Annotated in this window: 12 protein-coding genes; 8 read left to right on the forward strand and 4 right to left on the reverse strand. The window is 34.0% G+C overall.

Annotation, left to right across the window (positions count from 1 at the left end):
- Window positions 1–48: 48 nt before the first annotated feature.
- Entirely contained in the window at window positions 49–2,412 is a 2,364-nt protein-coding gene (locus H599_RS0109510; protein WP_026713924.1) for a GAF domain-containing protein, read from the forward strand.
- On the opposite strand, the gene H599_RS0109515 is transcribed toward H599_RS0109510, so the two are convergent.
- A complete protein-coding gene (locus tag H599_RS0109515) occupies window positions 2,409–3,599 on the reverse strand; it encodes a Pycsar system effector family protein (protein ID WP_026713925.1) in 1,191 nt (396 codons plus the stop codon). The genes H599_RS0109510 and H599_RS0109515 overlap by 4 nt on opposite strands.
- A 25-nt stretch (window positions 3,600–3,624) precedes the next feature.
- Between H599_RS0109515 and H599_RS0109520 the strand changes: the two genes are divergently transcribed.
- Window positions 3,625–7,356 (forward strand): metallophosphoesterase, encoded by a 3,732-nt coding sequence (locus tag H599_RS0109520; RefSeq protein WP_026713926.1) that lies wholly within the window; start codon window positions 3,625–3,627, stop codon window positions 7,354–7,356.
- Here the strand turns inward: H599_RS0109520 and H599_RS0109525 are convergent.
- Both H599_RS0109525 and H599_RS0109530 read right to left on the reverse strand, forming a co-directional pair.
- The gene (locus tag H599_RS0109525; RefSeq protein WP_026713927.1) at window positions 7,353–8,222 is read right to left on the reverse strand and encodes a hypothetical protein; all 870 of its coding nucleotides are present in this window, start codon (window positions 8,220–8,222) and stop codon (window positions 7,353–7,355) included. The two genes, H599_RS0109520 and H599_RS0109525, sit on opposite strands and share 4 nt — an antisense overlap.
- Window positions 8,223–8,235: 13 nt before the next feature.
- Window positions 8,236–9,300, reverse strand: coding sequence for a hypothetical protein (locus tag H599_RS0109530; protein WP_026713928.1), 1,065 nt, complete (start codon window positions 9,298–9,300; stop codon window positions 8,236–8,238).
- A gap of 581 nt (window positions 9,301–9,881) precedes the next feature.
- Between H599_RS0109530 and H599_RS20285 the strand changes: the two genes are divergently transcribed.
- The 4 genes from H599_RS20285 to H599_RS0109555 all read left to right on the forward strand — a co-directional run bounded on the left by H599_RS20285 (window position 9,882) and on the right by H599_RS0109555 (window position 18,069).
- Complete coding sequence (locus H599_RS20285; protein ID WP_026713930.1) at window positions 9,882–11,309, forward strand: PAS domain-containing sensor histidine kinase; 1,428 nt, start codon at window positions 9,882–9,884, stop codon at window positions 11,307–11,309.
- Window positions 11,299–11,703, forward strand: a complete 405-nt coding sequence (locus H599_RS0109545) for a response regulator (RefSeq protein WP_026713931.1) — start codon at window positions 11,299–11,301, stop codon at window positions 11,701–11,703. The genes H599_RS20285 and H599_RS0109545 overlap by 11 nt, the downstream gene beginning before the upstream one ends.
- A gap of 63 nt (window positions 11,704–11,766) precedes the next feature.
- Window positions 11,767–13,617, forward strand: coding sequence for a T9SS type B sorting domain-containing protein (locus H599_RS0109550; protein WP_026713932.1), 1,851 nt, complete (start codon window positions 11,767–11,769; stop codon window positions 13,615–13,617).
- Window positions 13,618–13,665: 48 nt separating this feature from the next.
- A complete protein-coding gene (locus H599_RS0109555) occupies window positions 13,666–18,069 on the forward strand; it encodes a T9SS type B sorting domain-containing protein (RefSeq protein ID WP_245600508.1) in 4,404 nt (1,467 codons plus the stop codon).
- 144 nt (window positions 18,070–18,213) lie between these two features.
- On the opposite strand, the gene typA is transcribed toward H599_RS0109555, so the two are convergent.
- Complete coding sequence (typA, locus tag H599_RS0109560) at window positions 18,214–20,010, reverse strand: translational GTPase TypA (protein WP_026713934.1); 1,797 nt, start codon at window positions 20,008–20,010, stop codon at window positions 18,214–18,216.
- Between the two features lie 166 nt (window positions 20,011–20,176).
- On the opposite strand from typA, the gene H599_RS0109565 reads away from it, so the two are divergent.
- Window positions 20,177–21,889, forward strand: a complete 1,713-nt coding sequence (locus H599_RS0109565; RefSeq protein ID WP_026713935.1) for a PAS domain-containing sensor histidine kinase — start codon at window positions 20,177–20,179, stop codon at window positions 21,887–21,889.
- A 1-nt stretch (window position 21,890) separates the two neighbouring features.
- Window positions 21,891–22,292 (forward strand): response regulator, encoded by a 402-nt coding sequence (locus H599_RS0109570; RefSeq protein ID WP_026713936.1) that lies wholly within the window; start codon window positions 21,891–21,893, stop codon window positions 22,290–22,292.
- Window positions 22,293–22,534 lie beyond the last annotated feature (242 nt).

Genomic DNA, 22,534 nt, shown 5'->3' on the forward strand with positions numbered 1-22,534 from the left:
GTCCTAACAGGATAATTCACTATTTTTGTAAGCTAAACAAAAATCAAGATGAATCATCGTTTATTTGAAGAGAGTCCTTTCAAAACCCTTATTTCTTTTCATAAACTCATTGAGACACTGGAAGAAATTGCCTTATCAGATGTTGATTACCGCTCTAATTACGCTAAATCGTTACTAAAAGAAACCGAACATATTCCCGAATTTAGAACCGGGATCGAAGATTTAGCTATAATTACGGACAACAAAAAACTTATTAAAAATTTACTTGCCGATTTATTCCCGACGGCATTGACTAATAATGAAATTAAGGCGGTTACTATTCCGTTTCAGAATATAACCTTCAATTACACCAAAAGATTTAAAAAAATCATTAAAAACGCCGGAAATTTCGACTTGACCATCCGTGATTTTAATCAGGATCAGTTTTATGTTCTCAGCTGTATTTTGATTTTGAATGCTTATTACAAACAAAATTTTGATTATAACAAACCTTTATTTTATGATATTCCCGATGCCAATGATGTAATCTATCATTATCGAATTCTTTACAACGCCGATTTTATAGAAATATATCCCTTAGCCGAAGCTCCTGATTTGAGTTCGGAAGACATAGACGAACTCATGGATAACTTTGGAAATGTGGCGCTGTGGAAAGAAAAATTCCCTTTGGAAAGCTGGGTTTTAAAAGGTTTTGGAATCATCAGCCTTTTTGATGCTACTAAAGAAAGTGCTATTTCCAACCTAAAAAGTAATCTTTTAAGAAGTAAAAAAGATCCTGAAGAAAACGATAATACTTTAGAAAACATTTTCAGATCTTTTTTCAAAATTCCTGATTTAAGAATCGGAATCAGTTTGTATAACGATGAAGAAAAAACATTTACCAAATTGCCTTTTGAAAAAGCAAAAATGGGAAGTTTTATACTTCAAAACAAAACCGAAGTAGCCTGTTGCAATGCCTTTTTAGGCTGTTCTTTGAACAAACTTTTAGAAACGCAGGAGCTTTTTACCATTTCTAATGTGGAGGCTTTTGCCCAAATTCCGGGAAATGAAAATTTTGCTCAAATATTATTAGAACAAAATATTAAAAGTTGCATCTTTACTCCTATTGCCAAAGAAGGTAAATTACTGGGCGTTATCGAGCTGGTTTCGGGCACTGCCCGACAATTAAACAGTATTAATGCAAACAATCTCAATTTAATACTTCCTAATATTGTCAACACTTTAGAGCGCTACAACACCGATTTACAAAATCAAATTGAAGCGGTTATTCAAAGAGAATATACGGCTATTCATTCCAGCGTTTACTGGAAATTCAAAGCCGAAGCACAAAAATATTTGCAAACTAACGCTTCCAATACAAACTACAATTTTAAAGAAATTGTTTTCAAAGAAGTCTATCCGCTTTACGGACAAATTGATATTAATAAATCTTCCGAACACCGCAACAACACAGTAAAAGAAGATTTAAAAAATCAGTTAGAAAGCATTTTAAGAATTTTTGAAAAATCAAAAAGTATTCGCAAAATTCCTTTGTTAGAACAACAAAAATTTGAAATACATTCTTTTTTAGGCGAATTAACAAAAGAATTAAAGGCCGATACCGAACAACAAATTCAAAATTATATTGATAAAGAAATTCATCCTTTATTGAACAATTCAATTATTGACGCCGAAGATCAAAATTTGATTGCAAGCTATTTTGAAAATCTGGATGTTAAAACCGGACTGTTTTATCAGGCCCGAAAACAATTTGACGAAGCGATGGCTATCGTCAATAAAAAAATGGCCGATGTTTTAGATCAGGAACAAAACGAAGCGCAAAGTATTTTTCCACATTATTACGAACGCTTTAAAACCGACGGTGTAGAACACAATTTATATATTGGTGCCAGCATTACTCCTGCGCAATCCTTTAATATAATGTATTTAAACAACCTGAGATTGTGGCAATTGCAAACTTTATGCAAGATGGAACTGGAACACCATCGCTTAAAAAAAGTTTTGCCGTATAATTTGGAAGTCAGCTCATTGATATTAGTTTTCAGTTCGCCAATTTCCATCCGCTTTCGAATGGACGAAAAGCGTTTTGATGTTGATGGCACTTACAATGCCCGCTATGAAGTAGTTAAAAAACGTATTGACAAAGCCCATATTAAAGGAACCAACGAAAGAATTACGCAAAAAGAGAAAATTACGATTGTTTATTCGCATCAATACGAAGAAGTTGAATATTTAAAATACATCAAATTCCTTCAGTTCAAAAACATCTTAGAACCTGCTATTGAACAATTTGAAGTCGAAGAATTACAAGGCGTTTACGGACTAAAAGCCATCCGAATCAAAGTCATGAATACCGATGAAAATTTAGACACAACTTATACGTACAAAGAATTATTAAGTGCTTTAGATTAATTTCTGGTAATGTAAAAAGCGATGAAAAAAGCCAAGAAAGACACTATAATTCCAAACATAAAAATATTATAAGTAATGCGGAGCAATTTGTATTTTCTTTCGAGAACAACACCCAAAAAATACAAATCCTTAATCATCGAATTGTACAAATAAGTATTGTCATTCATCATTTCATTAACCGCCCATTCGTATTCATCCAATGGCATTTTGTAAAAATTCCCAAAAAACAACAAATTCACTTTTCGGTCTTCAATGTCTTTTCGGGTAAAAGTGCCGCTGGTTACTTTAGGTCTCGTGGACAAAATGGCAAAAATGATAGAAATCACACTAAAAGTAAGCATCACAAACGTAGGAATCACTAAATGAGCGTTTCCCGGGCTGTCTAATTTAGGCACTATCGTAGATAATGCGATTGAAATGATAATGGCATTTACGGACAATAAAATATTGGCTTTACTATCGGCAATGCCACTCAATCGGGTGTGATTACTCAAAGTTATCCTAAACAAGGTGTCAATGCCACGATCAGGTTTAGAGACTTTAGCAGCCTTAGCTTCCTTATTTTTTTTAGATTTTTTAGGAGTCGTTCCTTCTTCCATCTTATTGATTTTTCCCTGAATTAAGCGAATATTTTTTTCTTTCAAAGGCTGCCAGTTTTCTTTTGCATAATCCGTATAATACTGATGACATTGGGTGAGCATATTTAAATTTTCCTGCGCCCATTCTAAATCTGAAACCTGTTTACACTTTACATTTTTCCATTCGCTTCTTAAAAGTTCACAACGATCACAATAGTTTTCGGTAGTAAAATGGAAGAAATCAGCATCTTTAATTACTTTTTCTTCAATACTTTGCGGAATATTATGATAAACAGTCGCCCGAATAAAAGCACTTACCTGCGCGATATAATCCTCGGATTTTCCATTAGCTTTTAAAAATTCAGCTGCAATTTGCACACTTGCCTCTTCATGATTATCCGGTTCGTTAACATAACCTGTATCATGAAACCAGGCTGCAACCACCAGCATTTCAATGGTTTTATCATCCATACTTTCGCTTTGCGCAAGTGTTTTTACGGCCGAAACCACATCAGTAGTATGGTTGAAATTATGGTATAAAAATGAACTAGAAAGTTTATCTTTGAGTAAATTATAAACAAAATCCTGTACTTGATCTGTAAAGTTCATAGGTAAATTTTTATACTACTAAATTATGAAATTGTTTTTGGTTATGCGATTTAACAAAATTAAAATATTTTCCGTTGCTTTTTTAGGTTCGACAACACTCTTTTCCTGCGCAACACACCAACTGCAATTAGGTGCTAATTCCGAAAAAATCACAAATACAAACGACAAGGATAGCACAAAAATTGCCCATCGCTTTTTTTTAATTGGCGATGCCGGAAATGCCGATCAGGAAAATGCTCAAAAAATCCTTGCTGCACTGCAAAAACAACTGCAACAGTCAGACAAAAATGCTACTTTATTATTTTTAGGCGATAATATTTACCCAAAAGGAATGCCTGATGAAAAAGATAAAAAAGCCTACACACTTGCGCATGAAAAACTCACTGACCAATTGGCAATTTCCAAAAATTTCAAAGGAAAGACTATTTTCATTCCCGGAAATCACGATTGGTATTCCGGCATTACGGGATTAAAACGTCAACAAAAAATAGTAACTCAGTATTTGGATTCCAAAAAAAGCTTTCTCCCGTCTGACGGTTGCCCGATTGATGATTTAAAAGTAAACGAAAACCTTTGCCTGATTACCATAGACAGCGAATGGTTTTTAGAAAACTGGGATAAAATTCCAACCATCAACGACGATTGCAGCATCAAAACCCGTGAAGCTTTTTTTGAAGAACTGGAAAGCATTTTAAACAAAAATCAGGACAAAACAATAATTCTGGCCATTCATCATCCATTGGTGAGTAACGGTACTCATGGCGGGCAATTTTCGCTTGAAAAGCAACTTTTCCCCTTGGAACAAAAAATTCCGTTGCCTGTAATTGGTTCCTTTGTCAATCTTTTACGAAAAACTTCTGGCGTGAGTCCGCAGGACATCCAAAACAAACAATACCAAGTTTTAGCAAAAAGAATTAAAACCCTTTTGCAGGATCAGAAAAATGTAATTGTAGTTTCGGGACACGACCATAATTTGCAATACATCGAAAACGAAAATATTAAACAAATCATCAGCGGCGCCGGTTCTAAATCAGAAGCGGCAAGAGCCGTTTTCCCTAATGATTTTTCGTATGGCAACAACGGTTTTGCCACTTTAACTGTTTTTACTAATGGAAAAACTGTTGTTCATTTTTTTGGAATGGAAAACAATGAGAGCAAAATTTTGTTTCAAAAAACACTTTTAGAACCGCAAAAACCAATCGTAAATAATTATACCGCTTCATCTGCCAAAACAACAAAAGCATCTGTTTATGACGATGAAATGACGCGCAAAAGCATGCTGCATAATTTCCTTTTTGGGAAACATTACAGAGATTATTACAGCACTTTAATCGATGTTCCTGTGGTTGCTTTAGACACTCTTTTTGGCGGTGTAAATCCACTGAGAGCCGGTGGTGGTCATCAGTCTAAATCGCTCCGACTGGAAGATACTGACGGAAAAGAATACGTTATGCGTGCTTTGAAAAAAAGTGTCAGCCGCTTTTTACAAAGTGTAGCTTTCAAAGATCAATATGTAGAAAACGAATTTAAAAACACCTACGCCGAAAATTTCCTTTACGATTTTTACACCACTTCACATCCTTACACGCCTTTAGCTATTGGAAATTTAGCCGACCCAATTGGTGTTTTGCACAGTAATCCCAGACTTTATTATATTCCAAAACAAAAAACTTTAGGTGAATTCAATGCCGATTTTGGAAATGAATTGTATCTGGTTGAAGAAAGACCTTCTGACAGCCAAAAAGACCTTAAAAGTTTTGGAAAACCGGCAGCTATTATCGGAACAGACGATTTATTAGAAAATTTACAAAAAGACGAAAAATACACCATTGACGAAGCCGAATACATCAAAGCCCGCTTGTTTGACATGCTTATTGGCGACTGGGACCGTCATTATGACCAATGGCGCTGGGCGGAATACAAAATTGGAGATCAAGTAATTTACAAACCTATTCCCCGCGATCGCGATCAGGCGTTTTCTAAATACGACGGCACTTTATTGTCTTTGCTAATGAATATTCCGGCACTGCGACACATGCAAAGTTTTAAAAATGACATTAAAAATGTAAAATGGTTCAATAGAGAACCTTACCCTTTGGATTTAGCTTTATTGAAAAAAGCAACCGCAAACGATTGGATTGCTCAGGCAAAATTCATTCAGGAAAACCTAAGCGATACGGCAATTGAAGCTGCTTTTAACAATCTCCCAAAAAAAATTCAGGGTAAAACCATCTCTTCAATTATTGAAAAATTAAAAAGCAGAAAAGCACAATTAAACAAATATGCGACGGAATACAACCGCGTTTTACAAAAAACGACTCTGATTGTTGGAACAAACAAAAAAGATCTGTTTGAAATTAATCCGCTTTCCAAAAATGAAGTTGCAATTTCCGTTTTCAGAATAAAAAAAGAAGGCAAAGAATTGGTTTACACCAAAACATTCCACCAAAAATCCACCAAAAACATCTGGATTTACGGTTTAGATGACGAAGACATTTTTGAATTAAATAACGTTCAAAAATCAGCTGTGAGAATCAAATTAATCGGAGGTCAAAATCACGATAATTATACTATTTTTAATGGAAAAAACATCCGTATTATCGATTTTAAAACCAAAAAGAACAGTTTTAATGTCGATTCTAAAACCAGAAAATTATTGACTGACAATTATGAAACCAATTTTTACAATTATCAAAAACCAAAATACAATGCTTTTTCCGGTTTGCCGGGAATGGGTTATAATCCGGATGACGGTGTTAAACTGGGCATTGTTGCTAATTATACTGTAAATCATTTTAAACAAAACCCTTACACTTTGCGCCATACGTTTAAAGCCAATTACTTTTTTGCTACCGATGGTTTTGAACTGAACTATCATTTAGACGTCCCAAAAATGATTGGAAAATGGAATTTTGGACTGGATTCTCAATTTACCAGTCCTAATTTTGCCATTAATTATTTTGGTTTTGGAAACAACACTGCTAATTCGGATGAAATCAACGGGATGAACTACAATCGGGTTCATGTAAGTATGTTGAAATTTGCTCCGAAAATCGAACGAATTGGCCGTTTTGGAAGTACTTTAAGTTTTCAAATTGCATATGAAAATTTTGATGTAGAAAACACACCGGGGCGCTTTATTGCCATTCCGAATATTGTAAATCCTGATATTTTTAAAAATCAGCAATTTGCCGGCGCAACGATGCAATACAGTTATGAAAATTATGACAACGCCTCACTTCCTGCGATGGGAATGGGTTTTATGATGGCGGCCAACTGGAAAATGAACCTTACAAACGGCAAACAAAATTTTCCAACCTTAGAATCTAAAATCAATTTCAATCACAAAATAGACCGTCAGGGAAAATTAGTTTTGGCTACACTGCTAAAAGCGAAAGCTATTTTGAACAATAATTTCGAATTCTATCAGGGAGCTGCTTTAGGTGGTGATTATGATTTAAGAGGTTTTAGAAATCAACGTTTTTTAGGAAATCAATCTTTCTTTCAAAGCAGTGATATTCGTTTAACTGTCGGAAAAATCAAAAATAGTATTGTACCGATGTCTTACGGAATTTTTGGCGGATATGATTACGGCAGAGTCTGGTTGAAAAACGAACATTCTAACCAATGGCATCAGGCTGTAGGCGGCGGTTTATGGCTTAACGGAGTCAATACCGTTACGGCACGACTGAGCTATTTTAAAGCAACTGTAAACGAAGAAGCGCGAATTGCTTTCGGACTTGGATTTGGATTCTAATCAATAGTGTCCAAATCCAGCTGATAAAGCTTCCCTCCTGTTTTCTTTACTTTTTCATCGGCAATTAAAAGCGTTTTATTGTCTTTGAAACAAATGGCTTCTTTTTGGGAAAAATGATTCAGTTGAATATTTTTCACTTTTCCCGAGAAAAAATTATCGCTGGTAAAATTTTCAAAAATCCATAGTTGACTATGACTTAACAAAACCACTTTTTTGCCGTCAGGACTAATGGCGGCACTGGTTATGGCGGCATTTTGAAAATCGCCCTCCGTTTTAAATTTCCCTAATAATTGCGCCTGATGCGCTCCTGATTTATTTGGAATTTCATACAACAAAGTAGTTCCGTCAAAACCTTTACTTCTGTTTTTGGTAAACAAATAAAAGTTGTTATTATATTCGATAAAAGACTCTACATCATAAAAAAGTTTACTTTTTTTAGGCGGAAATTCGGTTTGTTCCGGATACGCAAAACTGATTTTATAGGCAGGAATTACACTTTGATTTTTCAAAGAATCTTTTGCGATTTTATAAATAGCCAAATCCTGTCGTTCATTATTATTATTACCAAAATCACCTATGTACAAATTCCCCAATTTGTCTTTCGTTATATCTTCCCAATCGATATTTTCGGTTTGGGAAATGGTAATGCTTTTTTCTAATTTTCCATTTTCGTCCAATCCGTAAATGACATTGGCATTACCACTGTCTTCCAAAGTCCAGGTTAAATTTAAACTGTCACTAAAAACAATCCCGGAAACTTCTTTTAATTGTTTTGGCAACGAATACAGTTCCGTTAAAATGCTTGAGTCTCTTTGACAAAAAGCAATCAAAGACGAGAATAATACAAGAGGTACTATTTTTTTTATCATAAAATCAAATTTAAAAACCAGGCTTAAATAAGTCGGGATGTTTGAAATTTCGGGTAACATATTTAAAAGCGGCACTCAACAAATACCCCATACTTGTGGCATTTTTAAAATTCAAATCATTGGTATAACGATACAATTCCATTTTTAATTGTTTGATATGCGCTTCGGGCGCAATGGTATCATTAGCCATGATGCGGAGAATTTTTTGAATTCGGGTTTCGGCAGAAAGAATTCTTTTGGCCAGAGCTGCACGTTCTTCATTTTTATATTGTTCGATAGAACTATCCTGTAATTTCTCCTTAATTAATTGAATCATTGGGGAATTTTCCTTGAAAAATTGCGGACGGTAAATCTTGAAATTCCCTTCGTAACACTGCTGGTCAAAATCGATTGCCCGAATTTTATAAACCACCTGATCAAAATCGTGAATAGGAACAATCACATAATTATAAGCACGCATATCGCCCAAAAGCCGAATCATGCAACGCTCGTTGAATTTAACAAATTCCTTAGCGATTTGTGACTTCTCATTTTCAGAACAACTCTGAAGAGAAGTTTCCATAAAAACATCTCCCGGAATTCCTATAATATGCTCCTCAATTAAAGTATCGCCATACACCAAAAAATTAATTTTATCCGGCGACAAAATATGTTCTAATTCCAAACCGTAAATTCGGGAAGCATCGGCTTTTTTAATATAAAAATGAACATAATTATCATTCAAAACATTACGCACTTTTATTCGAAAAGGTTTCGAATTTCCAAAAGTACAATAGTCAATAGCATCGACATTGAGGAATTTAATGATGTCCAAATTTCCGTCGGAATGCAGTAAGGAATAGATTTTTTTTAAGGTTAAATCAATCTCATTTCTTTCATATTCATTATAAAAAACTCTTGCCCATAAAGTGTCATTATCATTTTTATCATAAACATTGACAGAACCCGAAAAACGCAGCAAATCGTCATAAGCAATCGCCACTTTTGAAATCCGGTCAAAACGTTCTAAATAATCAAAAAGAAAATGATTGATGGGGTATGTTGGTTTTTTAAACAACGGAGAAATCTCACTCATGTATGCTAGTATTTATGCAAATTTACATTAACCCGTTGGGTGAAATTAGTTTTTAATGATAATTTTTCGTCAGTTCGAGTGATTTTCTCCCGAAGCCTCGGGAAGAAAATCGTATCGGGAACAAGAAAAATTTCATTAAAAACGGTTCTCGTCCCGATAGCTACCGGGACATTTTTTGTTCCGTCCCGAAGTGTCGGGATTATACAAAAAACACTCGAACTGACGTTTTTAATAATTTCACCCAACGGGTTTACATTAATTATTTGAAAGCAAAATCGGCTGAAAAGTCCGTAAAAACCTGAATTTACAAAAAAATCACCTAACAACCCAAAAACCGCTTAATTACTGGTTATCAATATCTAAAAAAAAACTTTTTTGTAAAGTTAAAATTAAGTAAAAAAAAAAGAATGTCGTTCATCGATTTTATTTGTTCACACTGGTATTCTTAAGTATTTTTATTTTTTTTGAATACTTTTCATAAGTATTTATACCTAATCCAAATCATTAAAAGAATACAATTTTTACACAAAAGATACCCCCACAAATCAATCCTTAAAAACAATTCTTTACTATGCCAATTTATGAAAACTAAACAGGAAGTTTATACTAAAGAATCTTTTGAAATTGGAAAATGGGCTATCAACTTAAACACAAATACAATTTTCTGGGACGCAAAAACCAGAGAACTATTTGAAGTCAACGAAGATTTTATTCCAAATTTTAAAAATTGCACTCACTTTATTAACCGAAAAAATTTCATTGCTTTTAAAACAATTATTAACGAAGCATTTAAAAACAACGTTCCCAGTTTTGGAAAAATACAAATTATTACGGCTAATAAAACCATTAAACTGTTGGAATGCATTTGCCAGATTGAATTGGTTCAAAATCAAATTAGCCGAATTCACGGGACTTTTAAAGGCGTAAATCAACCCAAAAACATCGAAAAAGATCTCTGTCTATTATCACTCATTGGTTCGGAAACCACCGATAGTATTATCATAACCAATACCGAAGGAGAAGCCATTTGGGCAAATCAGGCTTATATGAAATTAAGTGGTTCAACTTTACCGAAAATCATTGGAAAGAAACCTGATTTTTTCTGTTTTTCACCCCAAATAAATAGTGAAACCTTAAATAAAATCACACAGTCCATTCAGCAAAAAACAGCGACTAAAGTAGTTTTTCATCATTTTGACAAACAAAATCAAAAATACTGGCTCGAATTAAACATCACTCCTGTTTTTAACGAAAACGGAATTTGTTCGAAATTCATTGCTATTGGCAGAGATATAACGGCTACCAAAGAAAAAGAAATAGAACTCAAAGAGCTATTAGAAGTAACCAGTCAGCAAAACAATAAACTGCTGAATTTTACGCATATTGTTTCTCATAATATTCGTTCTCATACCAGTAATTTACAGATGGTTTTGGACGTTATTGAAAACACCGACGATACCAATGAAAAGCTCACATTTATTGATATGTTTAAAGAAGGAACCGAAAAACTGGCTGAAACCGTAGAAAACTTAAACGAGGTAATTACTATTCAAAAAAATAGCAACATTAACAAAACCAGTGTTCATTTGAAGTCGGAAATTGAAAAAGCTACCAGCCTTTTTTATAACAAAATTGCCATTACACAGAATATTCCCGGCGATTTAAGCATTAATGTAATTCCGGCTTACTTAGAAAATATGCTGCAAAATTTAGTGACTAACGCCATTAAATACCAATCTCCTGAACGGATTCCGCGATTGGAAATAAGTTATCAAAATCAGGATAACTATCACATTATTGTTTTTAAAGACAATGGTTTAGGAATTAACACCGAAAAACACAAACACAAACTTTTTGGCATGTACAAAACTTTTCATGGAAATGATGATGCAAAAGGCATAGGTTTATTCATTGTTAAAAATCAAATTGAAGCCATGAATGGAAAAATTGAATTAGAAAGCACCGAAGGATTAGGCAGTACATTTAAACTCTATTTTGATGAAAAATAAACTTACTTACATTATTGATGACGACCAATTATCAATTAGATTAATGAGTATGATTATCACAAAAAATAATTTTTGCGAAGAAATAACTGCATTTCATAATCCTCAAACCGCTTTAGACGAACTCAAAAAAAACACCTCTGATTTATCCAAACTTCCGGATGTTATTTTATTAGATTTGAACATGCCCGTTTTGGACGGCTGGCAGTTTTTGGACGAACTAAATCAAATTTCATTTGGCAAAAAGATTGTCGTTTTTATTGTTTCTTCTTCCATTGATCCCAGCGATTTAGAAATGACAAAAAAATACCCGATGGTAACCAATTACATTGTAAAACCCATCAACTCCGAAAAACTAAAAAAAGCGACCTTATTATTTGAAAATGAAGTAAAATAAAGCTTTTTTTAAAAGAAAAGTACGCTTCTTAAAAACAGAGAATTATAGTAACTTTGTAAGACTATGAAAGTCGTAAGAACTATAATTCTCTGTTTGTTTTTATATCATTTCAGCCTGCAATTGCGGGCACAAAGCATTAGTATTGATGACACTAAAAATGCCGCCGAACTGGTAAACTTGCTCACTCAAAACAGCTCCTGTCTGCAAATTGCCAATGAATCAGTTAGCGGCGATACTTTTACTCCTGGTAAAAACAGCTATGGAACCTTTAGTAACAGCTCAGCTAACTTTCCGTTTCAATCCGGGATTGTGCTGAGCAGTTGGAGTAGTACTCAATCGGCAGGACCATTTGTACGAACTTCCGGAGAAGGAAGCGATTCCTGGCTTGGCGATACTGATTTGGATCAAACCTTAAATATAAATTCCTCAAATGCGACTGTTTTGGAATTTGATTTTACTCCTCAAACTAATGCCATTAGCTTTAATTATCTTTTTGCTTCTAATGAGTATCAGGATGATTATCCTTGCCGTTTTTCGGATGGTTTTGCTTTTTTAATCAAAGAAAAAAACAGCACTAATCCTTATCGAAATTTAGCGGTAATTCCAAATTCGACAACTCCGGTTTCTTCCACTAATATTCATCCGGCGATTGCATTTGTGGATCCGTTTGGAAATATCAAATCCTGTGCTGCAACTAATGCCTCTTTCTTTGGACAATTTAACAATATACCAAACAATTCCAGCCCTATAAATTATGCCGGACAAACTAAAGTTCTTAATGCACGAACTAATGTTATTCCCGGAACTACTTATCACATTAAATTAGTGGTTGCCGATGACCGAAATCCTTTATATGATTCGGCAATTTTTATTGAAGCAGCGAGTTTTAACTCCGTTATTGACTTAGGAACTGATAAATTATTAGCAACCAATAACGCGATATGTTTTGGCGAAAACTATATAATCGACACCCAATTATCCTCTACTTTTAATTACAAATGGTACAAAGACGGTGTATTATTAGCTACTGAAACCAATCTGTCCTACACCGTAACAGCGCCGGGAACTTACAAAGTAGAAGTGACATTATCTCCTTCCGGCTGTGTTGCGACCAATGATATTAAAATAGAATTCACTCCCGAAATTGTTTTAAACGATTACACATTAATGCATTGCGATTTTGACGGAGATGGAAAAGAAGTTTTTGATTTATCTCAGGCTGATGATTTCATAAAAAACAACAACACAACTTTAAGCAACGTTATTTATTATGAAAATAGTAGTGATGCCGAAACTGACAGCAATCCTATTCTGAATCCTTCAAATTACGTTAACCAATCGCCAAACCAAACGCTCATTGCTAAAGTCACTAATTCCTATAATTGTGCAAATTATGCCGAATTAACTTTGAAAACTTCAAACGACAATATTCCAAATAAAACAGCAATAATAACCGGAGTTCAAACTCATGATTTTGACGGAAATAATAACACGGTAGTTATCGAATACAGCGGTTCCGGAAATTACGAATTCTCTATCGACGGAAATTTCTATCAGGACAATCCGGAATTTTTAAATCTTTCTGCCGGAAGCTATACCGCTTATGCCAGAGATAAAAACGATTGTAGTGAATCTATTCTTTTTCCTTTTATAATTTTGGATTATCCGCGTTATTTCACTCCTAATTCGGATGGATTTAACGATACCTGGACCATAAAAAACCTAAATACACTGCCCCAAGCTAGTATTGCTATTTTTGATCGTTATGGAAAACTCCTCAAGCAATTCAACTCCACAAATCTGAATTGGAACGGAACTTTCAACGGTCATTTACTTCCTGCTGATGATTATTGGTTCAATCTGATTTTTGAAGATGGCAAAAACATTAAAGGTCATTTTTCATTAAAAAGGTAAATAATCACAACTTATTTATATATTTATCGAATGAGGAAAATTTTCTTGATGAGCTTATTTTTCATAGCACTGAATTGTTGGGCACAATTTAGTAAGACGCATTATATTCCGCCGTTAACCAGCCAAAATGATAATTTATTAACCGGAGATCATTATTTATATATTTCTACCCCAAGCACTAAAAATGTTGCACTGAAAATCATAGCTATTGGCGGTCAGATTATCAATGCTACTGTTAGCAACACCAATCCTTATGTCTATCAAATAGGTTTTGGTGACAATACCCAACTGCTTACGCCAAAAACAGCTACCGGAAAGCTATCAAATAAAGGATATATCATAGAAGCTGACGACTTAATATTTTGTAGTGTAAGAGTAAATTCCGGTTTTGACCCAGATCGCAAAGTTTATAATCATGCCGGTGGATTAGTAACCAAGGGAAACAGCGCTTTAGGAACTACTTTCCGGCTTGGTACAATGCTTAATCCTTTAAACGACCCTACGCTTCTTAATTTTGCTTCGATACTCGCTACCGAGAACAACACAACCGTTACAATTTCAAATATTCCTAACGGAACACTTTTAGTCAACGGCACCATTATTTCTGGTTCAATTACTCTTAATTTAAACAAAAACGAAAGCTATGTTATTGCATTAGAGAACGATAATAATACGGTTTCAAACAGTTCTAATTTAATTGGAGCTTTAGTCCAATCAGATAAATCTATCGTTATTAACTCAGGATCTTTTGGAGGGAGTAATGATACTGAAGTAACGGACTATGGAAATAACAATATAAGACCCAATGGCAGGGATATTGGATTTGATCAAATTGTTCCTTACGAAAAAACCGGAAAAGAATACATTTTTGTAAAAGGATTGGGAACTGACGAAATAGAACGCGTTTTATTAATAGCACACAAACCCAATACAGAAATATATTTAAACGGAAACACAACTCCAAATTATGTTTTACAAGCCGGAGAATATGTTCCCATAGATGGATTTCAATTTATCAACAATAATTTATACATAAGAACTACGGAAAACGTATTTGCCTACCAATGCATTGGCGGATTAAAAAAGAACCTTCCTCCTTATACCCAAACAAATCTCAAAAACAATCCCGCTGCCAATCAAAATCTTTTTTTTGTTCCGCCTTTAAATTGCTCTACACCAAATATAGTTGATAATATTCCGTTAATTAATAAAATTGGAGATGTTAATTATTCCGGAGGATTAAATATCGTTACCGAAAGAGATGCAACAGTTTTAATTAACAACAATCCTGTCAATACCAGCCCTGTAGCTATTACCGGAAACCCAAATTATGTACGCTACTCCGTCGAGAATCTTTCAGGAAACATCAGTATCAAATCTAGCCGTCAGATTTATGTTTCTTATTACGGCACAAATGATGCGGCGACTTATGGCGGCTATTATTCCGGATTTGATGCTAAACCCGAAATTGCCTCTGATAAAATTGCGCTTACTACATCGACCTGTATTCCAAATCTGGTATTAAAAGTAAGTTCCAGTTTAAACTACGACACCTATCAATGGTATTTTAATAATTATCCAATAGATAATTCGAATTCAAATTCCTACACTCCTACTCAACCCGGCTATTATCAGGTAAGAGGAAGTATTTCAGGTTGTGACACCACTATTTTATCCGATAATATTCCCGTGAGTAATTGCCCGTCTGATTATGATAATGACGGTGTAAATGACAACATCGACCTTGATAATGACAATGACGGCATCACTAATTGCACCGAATCTTTCGGAAATCAAAATCTCAATCTTACGAATTTAAATTTCGGAAATGTCAATATTGGAAATTATTCTAATTCGTTTACCGGAACAGTAAACTCTTCATCAATGGCCAGTGCAACTCCGTTCACTGGAAATTCCGACGGAAGTTTTGTTTCCGAAATTCCTGCCGGAAAAGGAAATTTTGTAAAATACACGCTCAATTTCACAAAACCAATGAGTACCGGAATGGAATATGTTACAACGGCAAATTCAACTGATTTATTAAATGCAAATGCTCAATACGTTATTTCTTCAGATATTGATAAAACCATCACGGTTTTAAACCCAAACAATGAATTATTGATTGATACAAATTATGACGGAATTTACGAAAGCGGTGTAACCGAATATTCTTCATTTGAAATCCGTTTTCAAATAAACGGCATTACACCATTAGCAGCCGGTTCTACAAATTTTAAATTTTTAACGCACTTAACCAATTCGATTAGTTTCACGCATACAAATCTTTCGGATACAGAAATAAACAAAAGCACTTTGAAACTTTTCGCTGTTTGTGTACCAAAAGACTCCGATGGTGACGGACTAGAAGACCAATTAGATGCTGATAGCGACAATGATGGTATTCCGGATTTAATAGAAAGTCAAAGCAATAACTTTGTTTTAAACACTACTGATAGCAATCATAATGGCTTATACGATATTTTCGAAACAAATTTAACTCCTTTTGATACGGATACTGACGGTGTTCCGGATTATTTGGATTGGGACAGTGATAATGACGGAATTTACGACAGTGTAGAAACCGGAAGCAATAATACTGACACCGATAATGATGGAATACCAAACTACAGAGACCTGGATAGTGATGGCGATTTATGTAATGATGTAATCGAAGCCGGGTTTACAAGTACCAATGGAAGTCACATTCTGGGTTCGTCTTTTCCTCCAACTGTGGATAATAGCGGAGTCGTAACCAGCCGTACCAATGGATATACAACTCCTAATTCTAATTACAATATTGCTGCTTCAATCATAATAACCAATCAACCTATTGCTCCTCCAAGCTGCGAATTGCAAAATGCTTCCATTTCTATTACAGCAAATGGCGACAATTATCAATGGCAACTTTCTACAGATGGAATCAACTGGAATGATTTATCTGGCAATAGCACTTATTTGGGAGTTGCAACAAACCAACTCCATATTAATTCCGTTTCAAAAACCATGAATAATTACAAATTCCGTGTATTCATTAACCGAAATGGAAATAGTTGCGGTTTACTTTCTAACGAAACCACTTTAATCGTTTACGATTTACCTATTGTAAACAACATCATCATCAAACAATGTGACGATGATTTAGATGCTAAAAGCACTTTTAACCTTACCGTTAAAAACAATGACATTTCAACTAATTACGAAAATGAAACATTCAGTTATTTCACCACCGAAGTAGCTGCTAATACAAATGATAGCTCTGAGAAAATAGCCAATCCATTAGCCTACATTGCAAATAATGGCACTACTGTTTGGTCAAGAATTGAAAATGTGAATGGTTGTTACTCCGTTGCCCGAATTGATTTAATTGTTTCTGCCACACAAATTCCATCCCCTTTCAACATAGTATTTGAAAACTGCGATGACTATATCGATGCCACAAACGATGATTATGACGGAATTACTGAATTTAATTTCAACAGTGCTCAAAACGATATTTTAGCATTATTACCTGATCCTAAGAACAATTATTCTATCAAATATTACGAAACAGAAGCTGATGCTTTATCTGAAACAAATGAAATTACCAACACCACAACTTATCGCAATACACTCGCTCCCAATGAACAAAAAATTTGGGTTCGCGTTGATAATGATTTAGACAACAGCTGTTTTGGAGTTGGTCCACATATTACGCTTAAAGTCAATCCAAAACCGGATATTGATGTCAATGCTAATCATCTGTCTGACAGGTATATTTGTAATAACCTGCCAAATTATTATGTAACCTTAGATGCCGGAATTCTTGATGGAAACCCAACGACTGCTTATACTTATATTTGGTCAAAAGACAATCAAATTCTAAGCAGTCCCAATCCAACGTTATCAGTTAATAAAGCGGGAGTTTATACCGTAGAAGTAATTTCTCAAAAAGGATGCAGCCGAACCAGAACGATTACTGTTACCGCTTCCGAAATTGCCCGAATAAACAATATTGAAGTAGGTGAATTAAGCGAAAACAACACGCTTTTAGTTCTGGTTGAAGGTGTTGGTACTTACGAATACAGTTTGGACGACGCTGAAAACTTCTATCAGGATACCAATCTTTTTAAAAATGTACCTGCCGGAATTCATCAAATTTATATAAGGGATAAAAATGGTTGTGGTGTAACTTATCAATCGGTAGCAATTCTTGGTATTCCTCGCTTTTTTACTCCAAACAATGATGGTTTCAACGATTACTGGAACATCAAGGGAATCAACTCCGAATTCAATTCGAAAACTGTTATCCACATTTTTGACCGATACGGAAAACTAATCAAAGATATTAATCCGCAAAGTCAGGGTTGGGACGGAACTTTCAACGGAAAACAACTCCCTTCCGACGATTATTGGTTTTCCGCCAAACTGGAAAATGGCAAAGAAATAAAAGGGCATTTTAGTTTGAAAAGATAATTAAAAAAACAATTATTAAATTCCAAATTCCATGTAAAAATAGTCCTGAAAAAAGAATCCCAAACTCCTATCCCGTAAATTTTCGGGAGGAATTTGGGATTTTTATCCCGATAGCTATCGGGGATTGGGAATTTAAAACCTTAATTAGATTTTAAATCTCTTTCTGTCGTTTTCGTTCAAATAAATCTTTCTCAAACGTAAAGATTTCGGAGTAACTTCCACATATTCATCTTTTTGAATATATTCTAAAGCTTCTTCTAAAGAGAATTTGATAGCAGGAACAATACGCGCTTTATCATCAGCTCCCGAAGAACGAACGTTTGTTAACTTCTTCGTTTTAGTTACGTTAACCGTCATATCATCCGAACGAGAGTTTTCTCCAATTACCTGACCTTCGTAAATATCTTCGTTTGGATCCACAAAGAATTTACCTCTGTCTTGTAATTTATCAATAGAATAAGGAATTGCTTTTCCATTTTCCATAGAAATTAACGAACCATTGTTACGTCCTGGAATTTCTCCTTTGTATGGTTCATAACCAATAAAACGGTGTGACATAATCGCTTCACCAGCAGTTGCAGTAAGCAATTGATTTCTTAAACCAATGATTCCACGGGATGGAATATTAAATTTAACAATCATACGCTCTCCTTTTCCTTCCATAGAAAGCATTTCACCTTTACGGATAGAAACAAATTCTACAGCTCTACCGGAAAGATTTTCAGGTAAATCAATCGTTAATTCCTCAATTGGCTCACATTTCACACCATCAACTTCTTTGATGATTACTTGTGGCTGACCAATTTGCAACTCATAACCTTCCCTTCTCATGGTTTCGATAAGAACCGATAAGTGTAATACCCCACGTCCAAAAACCATAAATTTATCAGCAGAATCAGTTTCAGCAACACGCATTGCTAAGTTTTTCTCTAATTCTTTAGTTAATCTTTCACGAATGTGTCTTGAAGTAACAAATTTTCCTTCTTTACCAAAGAAAGGCGAATCGTTAATGGTAAACAACATACTCATCGTTGGCTCATCGATAGCAATTGTTTGTAAAGCCTCCGGATTTTCATAATCAGCGATGGTATCACCAATTTCAAATCCTTCGATGCCTACAACCGCACAAATATCTCCTGCCTGAACTTCTTCTACTTTTTTACGTCCAAGACCTTCAAAAGTATGTAATTCTTTTATTCTTGATTTGATAACTTTACCATCTCTTTTTACCAATGAAATTGGCATACCTTCTTTTAAAGTACCTCTTTCTAAACGACCAATTGCAATACGTCCTGTAAAAGATGAGAAATCTAATGAAGTAATCAACATTTGTGGCGTTCCTTCAGAAACCTTAGGAGCTGGCACATTAGCAATTACCATGTCTAATAAAGGCTCAATGTTTTCCGTTTGTACTTTCCAATCCTCAGACATCCAGTTATTTTTAGCAGAACCATAAACTGCGGGAAAATCCAACTGTTCTTCAGTAGCACCTAGTTCAAACATTAAGTCAAAAACTTTCTCATGAACTTCTTCAGGAGTACAGTTTTCTTTATCTACTTTATTGATTACTACGCAAGGTTTTAATCCTAAATCAATTGCTTTTTGCAATACAAAACGCGTTTGAGGCATTGGCCCTTCAAAAGCATCTACTAACAAACATACACCATCGGCCATGTTCAATACACGTTCTACCTCTCCACCAAAATCGGCGTGCCCAGGAGTATCAATAATATTGATTTTTGTTCCTTTATAAGAAACCGAAACGTTTTTTGAAGTAATTGTAATACCTCTTTCACGCTCTAAATCGTTGTTATCAAGGATCAAATCTCCAGTATTTTCGTTTTCACGAAATAACTGACAATGATACATAATTTTATCAACCAAAGTGGTCTTACCGTGATCGACGTGGGCAATAATTGCAATGTTTCTAATAGCTTCCATCTGTGATTTTTAATGGCTGCAAAGGTACACTTTATTTTGATATAAAAAATAATTCTCAAACACTTTACAATTTGCTTAAATTTAACACCATTGTTCAAACATTTTCTAATAAAAATAAGTTTTCACAGATATTTTGCTATTAACAATTATTAATTATATTTGATTAATGAAAAATAAAACCACCCAAACAACAACAATTTATATCATTATTGCCTCAATTTCGGCGGTTTTTCTTTATAAAATCACTTCTTTATACTTTAAACAAGAAGATTATCTCATTTTCAACCTCTTTAAAGATTTTATTTTAATCCTTTTAACCGGATTTGCATTTAGATATGTGTTATCTAAAAACGAACGCAGAAACAAAACAATTTTCGAACGATTAGAAAACACCAATAATGAAATAAAAGAATCCAATCAAAAATACGATATAGTATCCAAAGCAACTAGTGATACTATTTGGGATTGGAAAATCCAGGAAGACAAAATGATCTGGAGCAAAGGAATCAAAGCCGTTTTTGGATATGAAGAAGACCAGGTAGGCGACAGTTCAAGTTGGTGGTTTGGAAACATCCACCCCGAAGACAGCATCAAAATGTCAATCAAATTATATTCATTTATTGAACAAAAAACCGAAAAATGGCAGGATGAATATCGTTTTAAATGCGCCGACGACACTTACAAATACGTTCTTGACAGAGGTTTTCTTCTAAAAGATGAAAATGGAAAAGCCATCAGAATGATTGGAGCACTTCAGGATATTACCAAACAAAAGGAAGAAGAACTTCGACTAAAATTATTGGAAACTGTAATTTTACAAACCAGAGAATCAATTGTAATCACTGAAGCCAACTTTAACAAAAATCTACTACCTAAAGTCATCTATGTAAACCCGGCATTCACACAAATGACAGGATACAAATCTGAAGAAATAATCAATAATTCCTTAAGTATTTTAAGAGGCCCAAATACGGATATTAATGTTTTAAAAAGAATTTTAGAAACCATAAAAAACAAAGAAGAGGGTTTACTTGAAATTAAATCTTACAGAAAAGACAAAACTGAATTCTGGCTTCGTTTTACAATGATTCCAATTTACAATGCCGAACAAGAATTATCGCATTGGGTTTCAATTCAAAGAGATGTAACCGAAGAAAAAAATCAGGAAAAAGAAAAAGAACAACTCATCAAAGAACTAACTCAAAACAATAAAGATTTAAAACAATTCTCATACATAACTTCACACAATTTAAGAGCTCCAATGTCTAATCTTACAGGACTTTTAAACCTAATTGAAGACATTGAAATCGAAGATTCTGAATTAAAAGAAATCATTGATGGCTTTAATAAATCTACTCATCTACTAAACGAAACCATCGAAGACTTGACCAAAGTCATGATTATTAAAGATAATATTGCCATTGAAACCGAAAATATTTCGCTTAAAGATATTTTTGAAAATGTTTTCAATCAATTAACCACCCAAATAGAATTAAGTAAACCTATTTTAAAATTAGACATAGAACATGTCAATCTCTTAAATACAAACAAAGCTTATTTAGAAAGTATATTATTAAATTTACTAACAAATTCACTAAAATACAGAGCTAACAATCGAGTTTTAAGAATAACTATTGCAGCACATCAAGTGGACGACACCATACAACTCTCGTTCAAAGACAATGGTATCGGAATTGACCTAGATAAAAACAAAGATAAAATTTTTGGACTATACCAAAGATTTCATGATTACCCGGACAGCAAAGGTTTAGGTTTATACTTAGTCAAATCACAAGTAGAAGCTATGAAAGGGACTATCTCTATTGAAAGCCAGGTAAACAAAGGAACTACAATTACAATAACATTTAAAAACAAATAACATGTTAGATTTAATTCTATGTGTCGATGACGACCCGATAACACTTATGTTATGTAAAAAAGTAATCTCGAAAGCTTCTTTTTCCAATAATATAGCTACAGCTAAAAATGGAGAGGAGGCATTACAATACTTCGATTCCATCCTAAATAAAGAAGAAGAAGAAAAAATACCTGAATTAATTTTTTTGGATTTAAACATGCCAGTAATGGATGGCTGGGAATTCCTGGACAATTTTAATACCGAAAAATATGCTGCTGTAAACTCAAAAATAGTCGTACTCTCCTCTACCATAGATCCTGAAGATCATCAAAAATCAAAAAACTACCCTATGGTCATCGATTTCTTATCAAAACCAATTACAAATGAAATGCTTAATTATTTAAAATCAAAATTACAGGAATAACGCTTCTAACAAGAAATTCATCTATATACAAACAAATCCTAATTCTTTTTATTTGAATTAGGATTTGTTTTTTATACAACTATTTAGTCATTCCTTAAAAAGCCACTATTTTAAATCTCAATTAAAATAGTGGTTTTGTTTTTAGAGAAAAAGTTGAACAATAATTGTAGCCAAAAAATAATTTGCTCTTTGATTTGATTAAATCTGAGCTTTAGATTGTATCCAATTCCCGCTAGTAGTGC

Source organism: Flavobacterium daejeonense DSM 17708, from assembly GCF_000425425.1.
GTDB classification, from domain to species: Bacteria; Bacteroidota; Bacteroidia; order Flavobacteriales; family Flavobacteriaceae; genus Flavobacterium; species Flavobacterium daejeonense.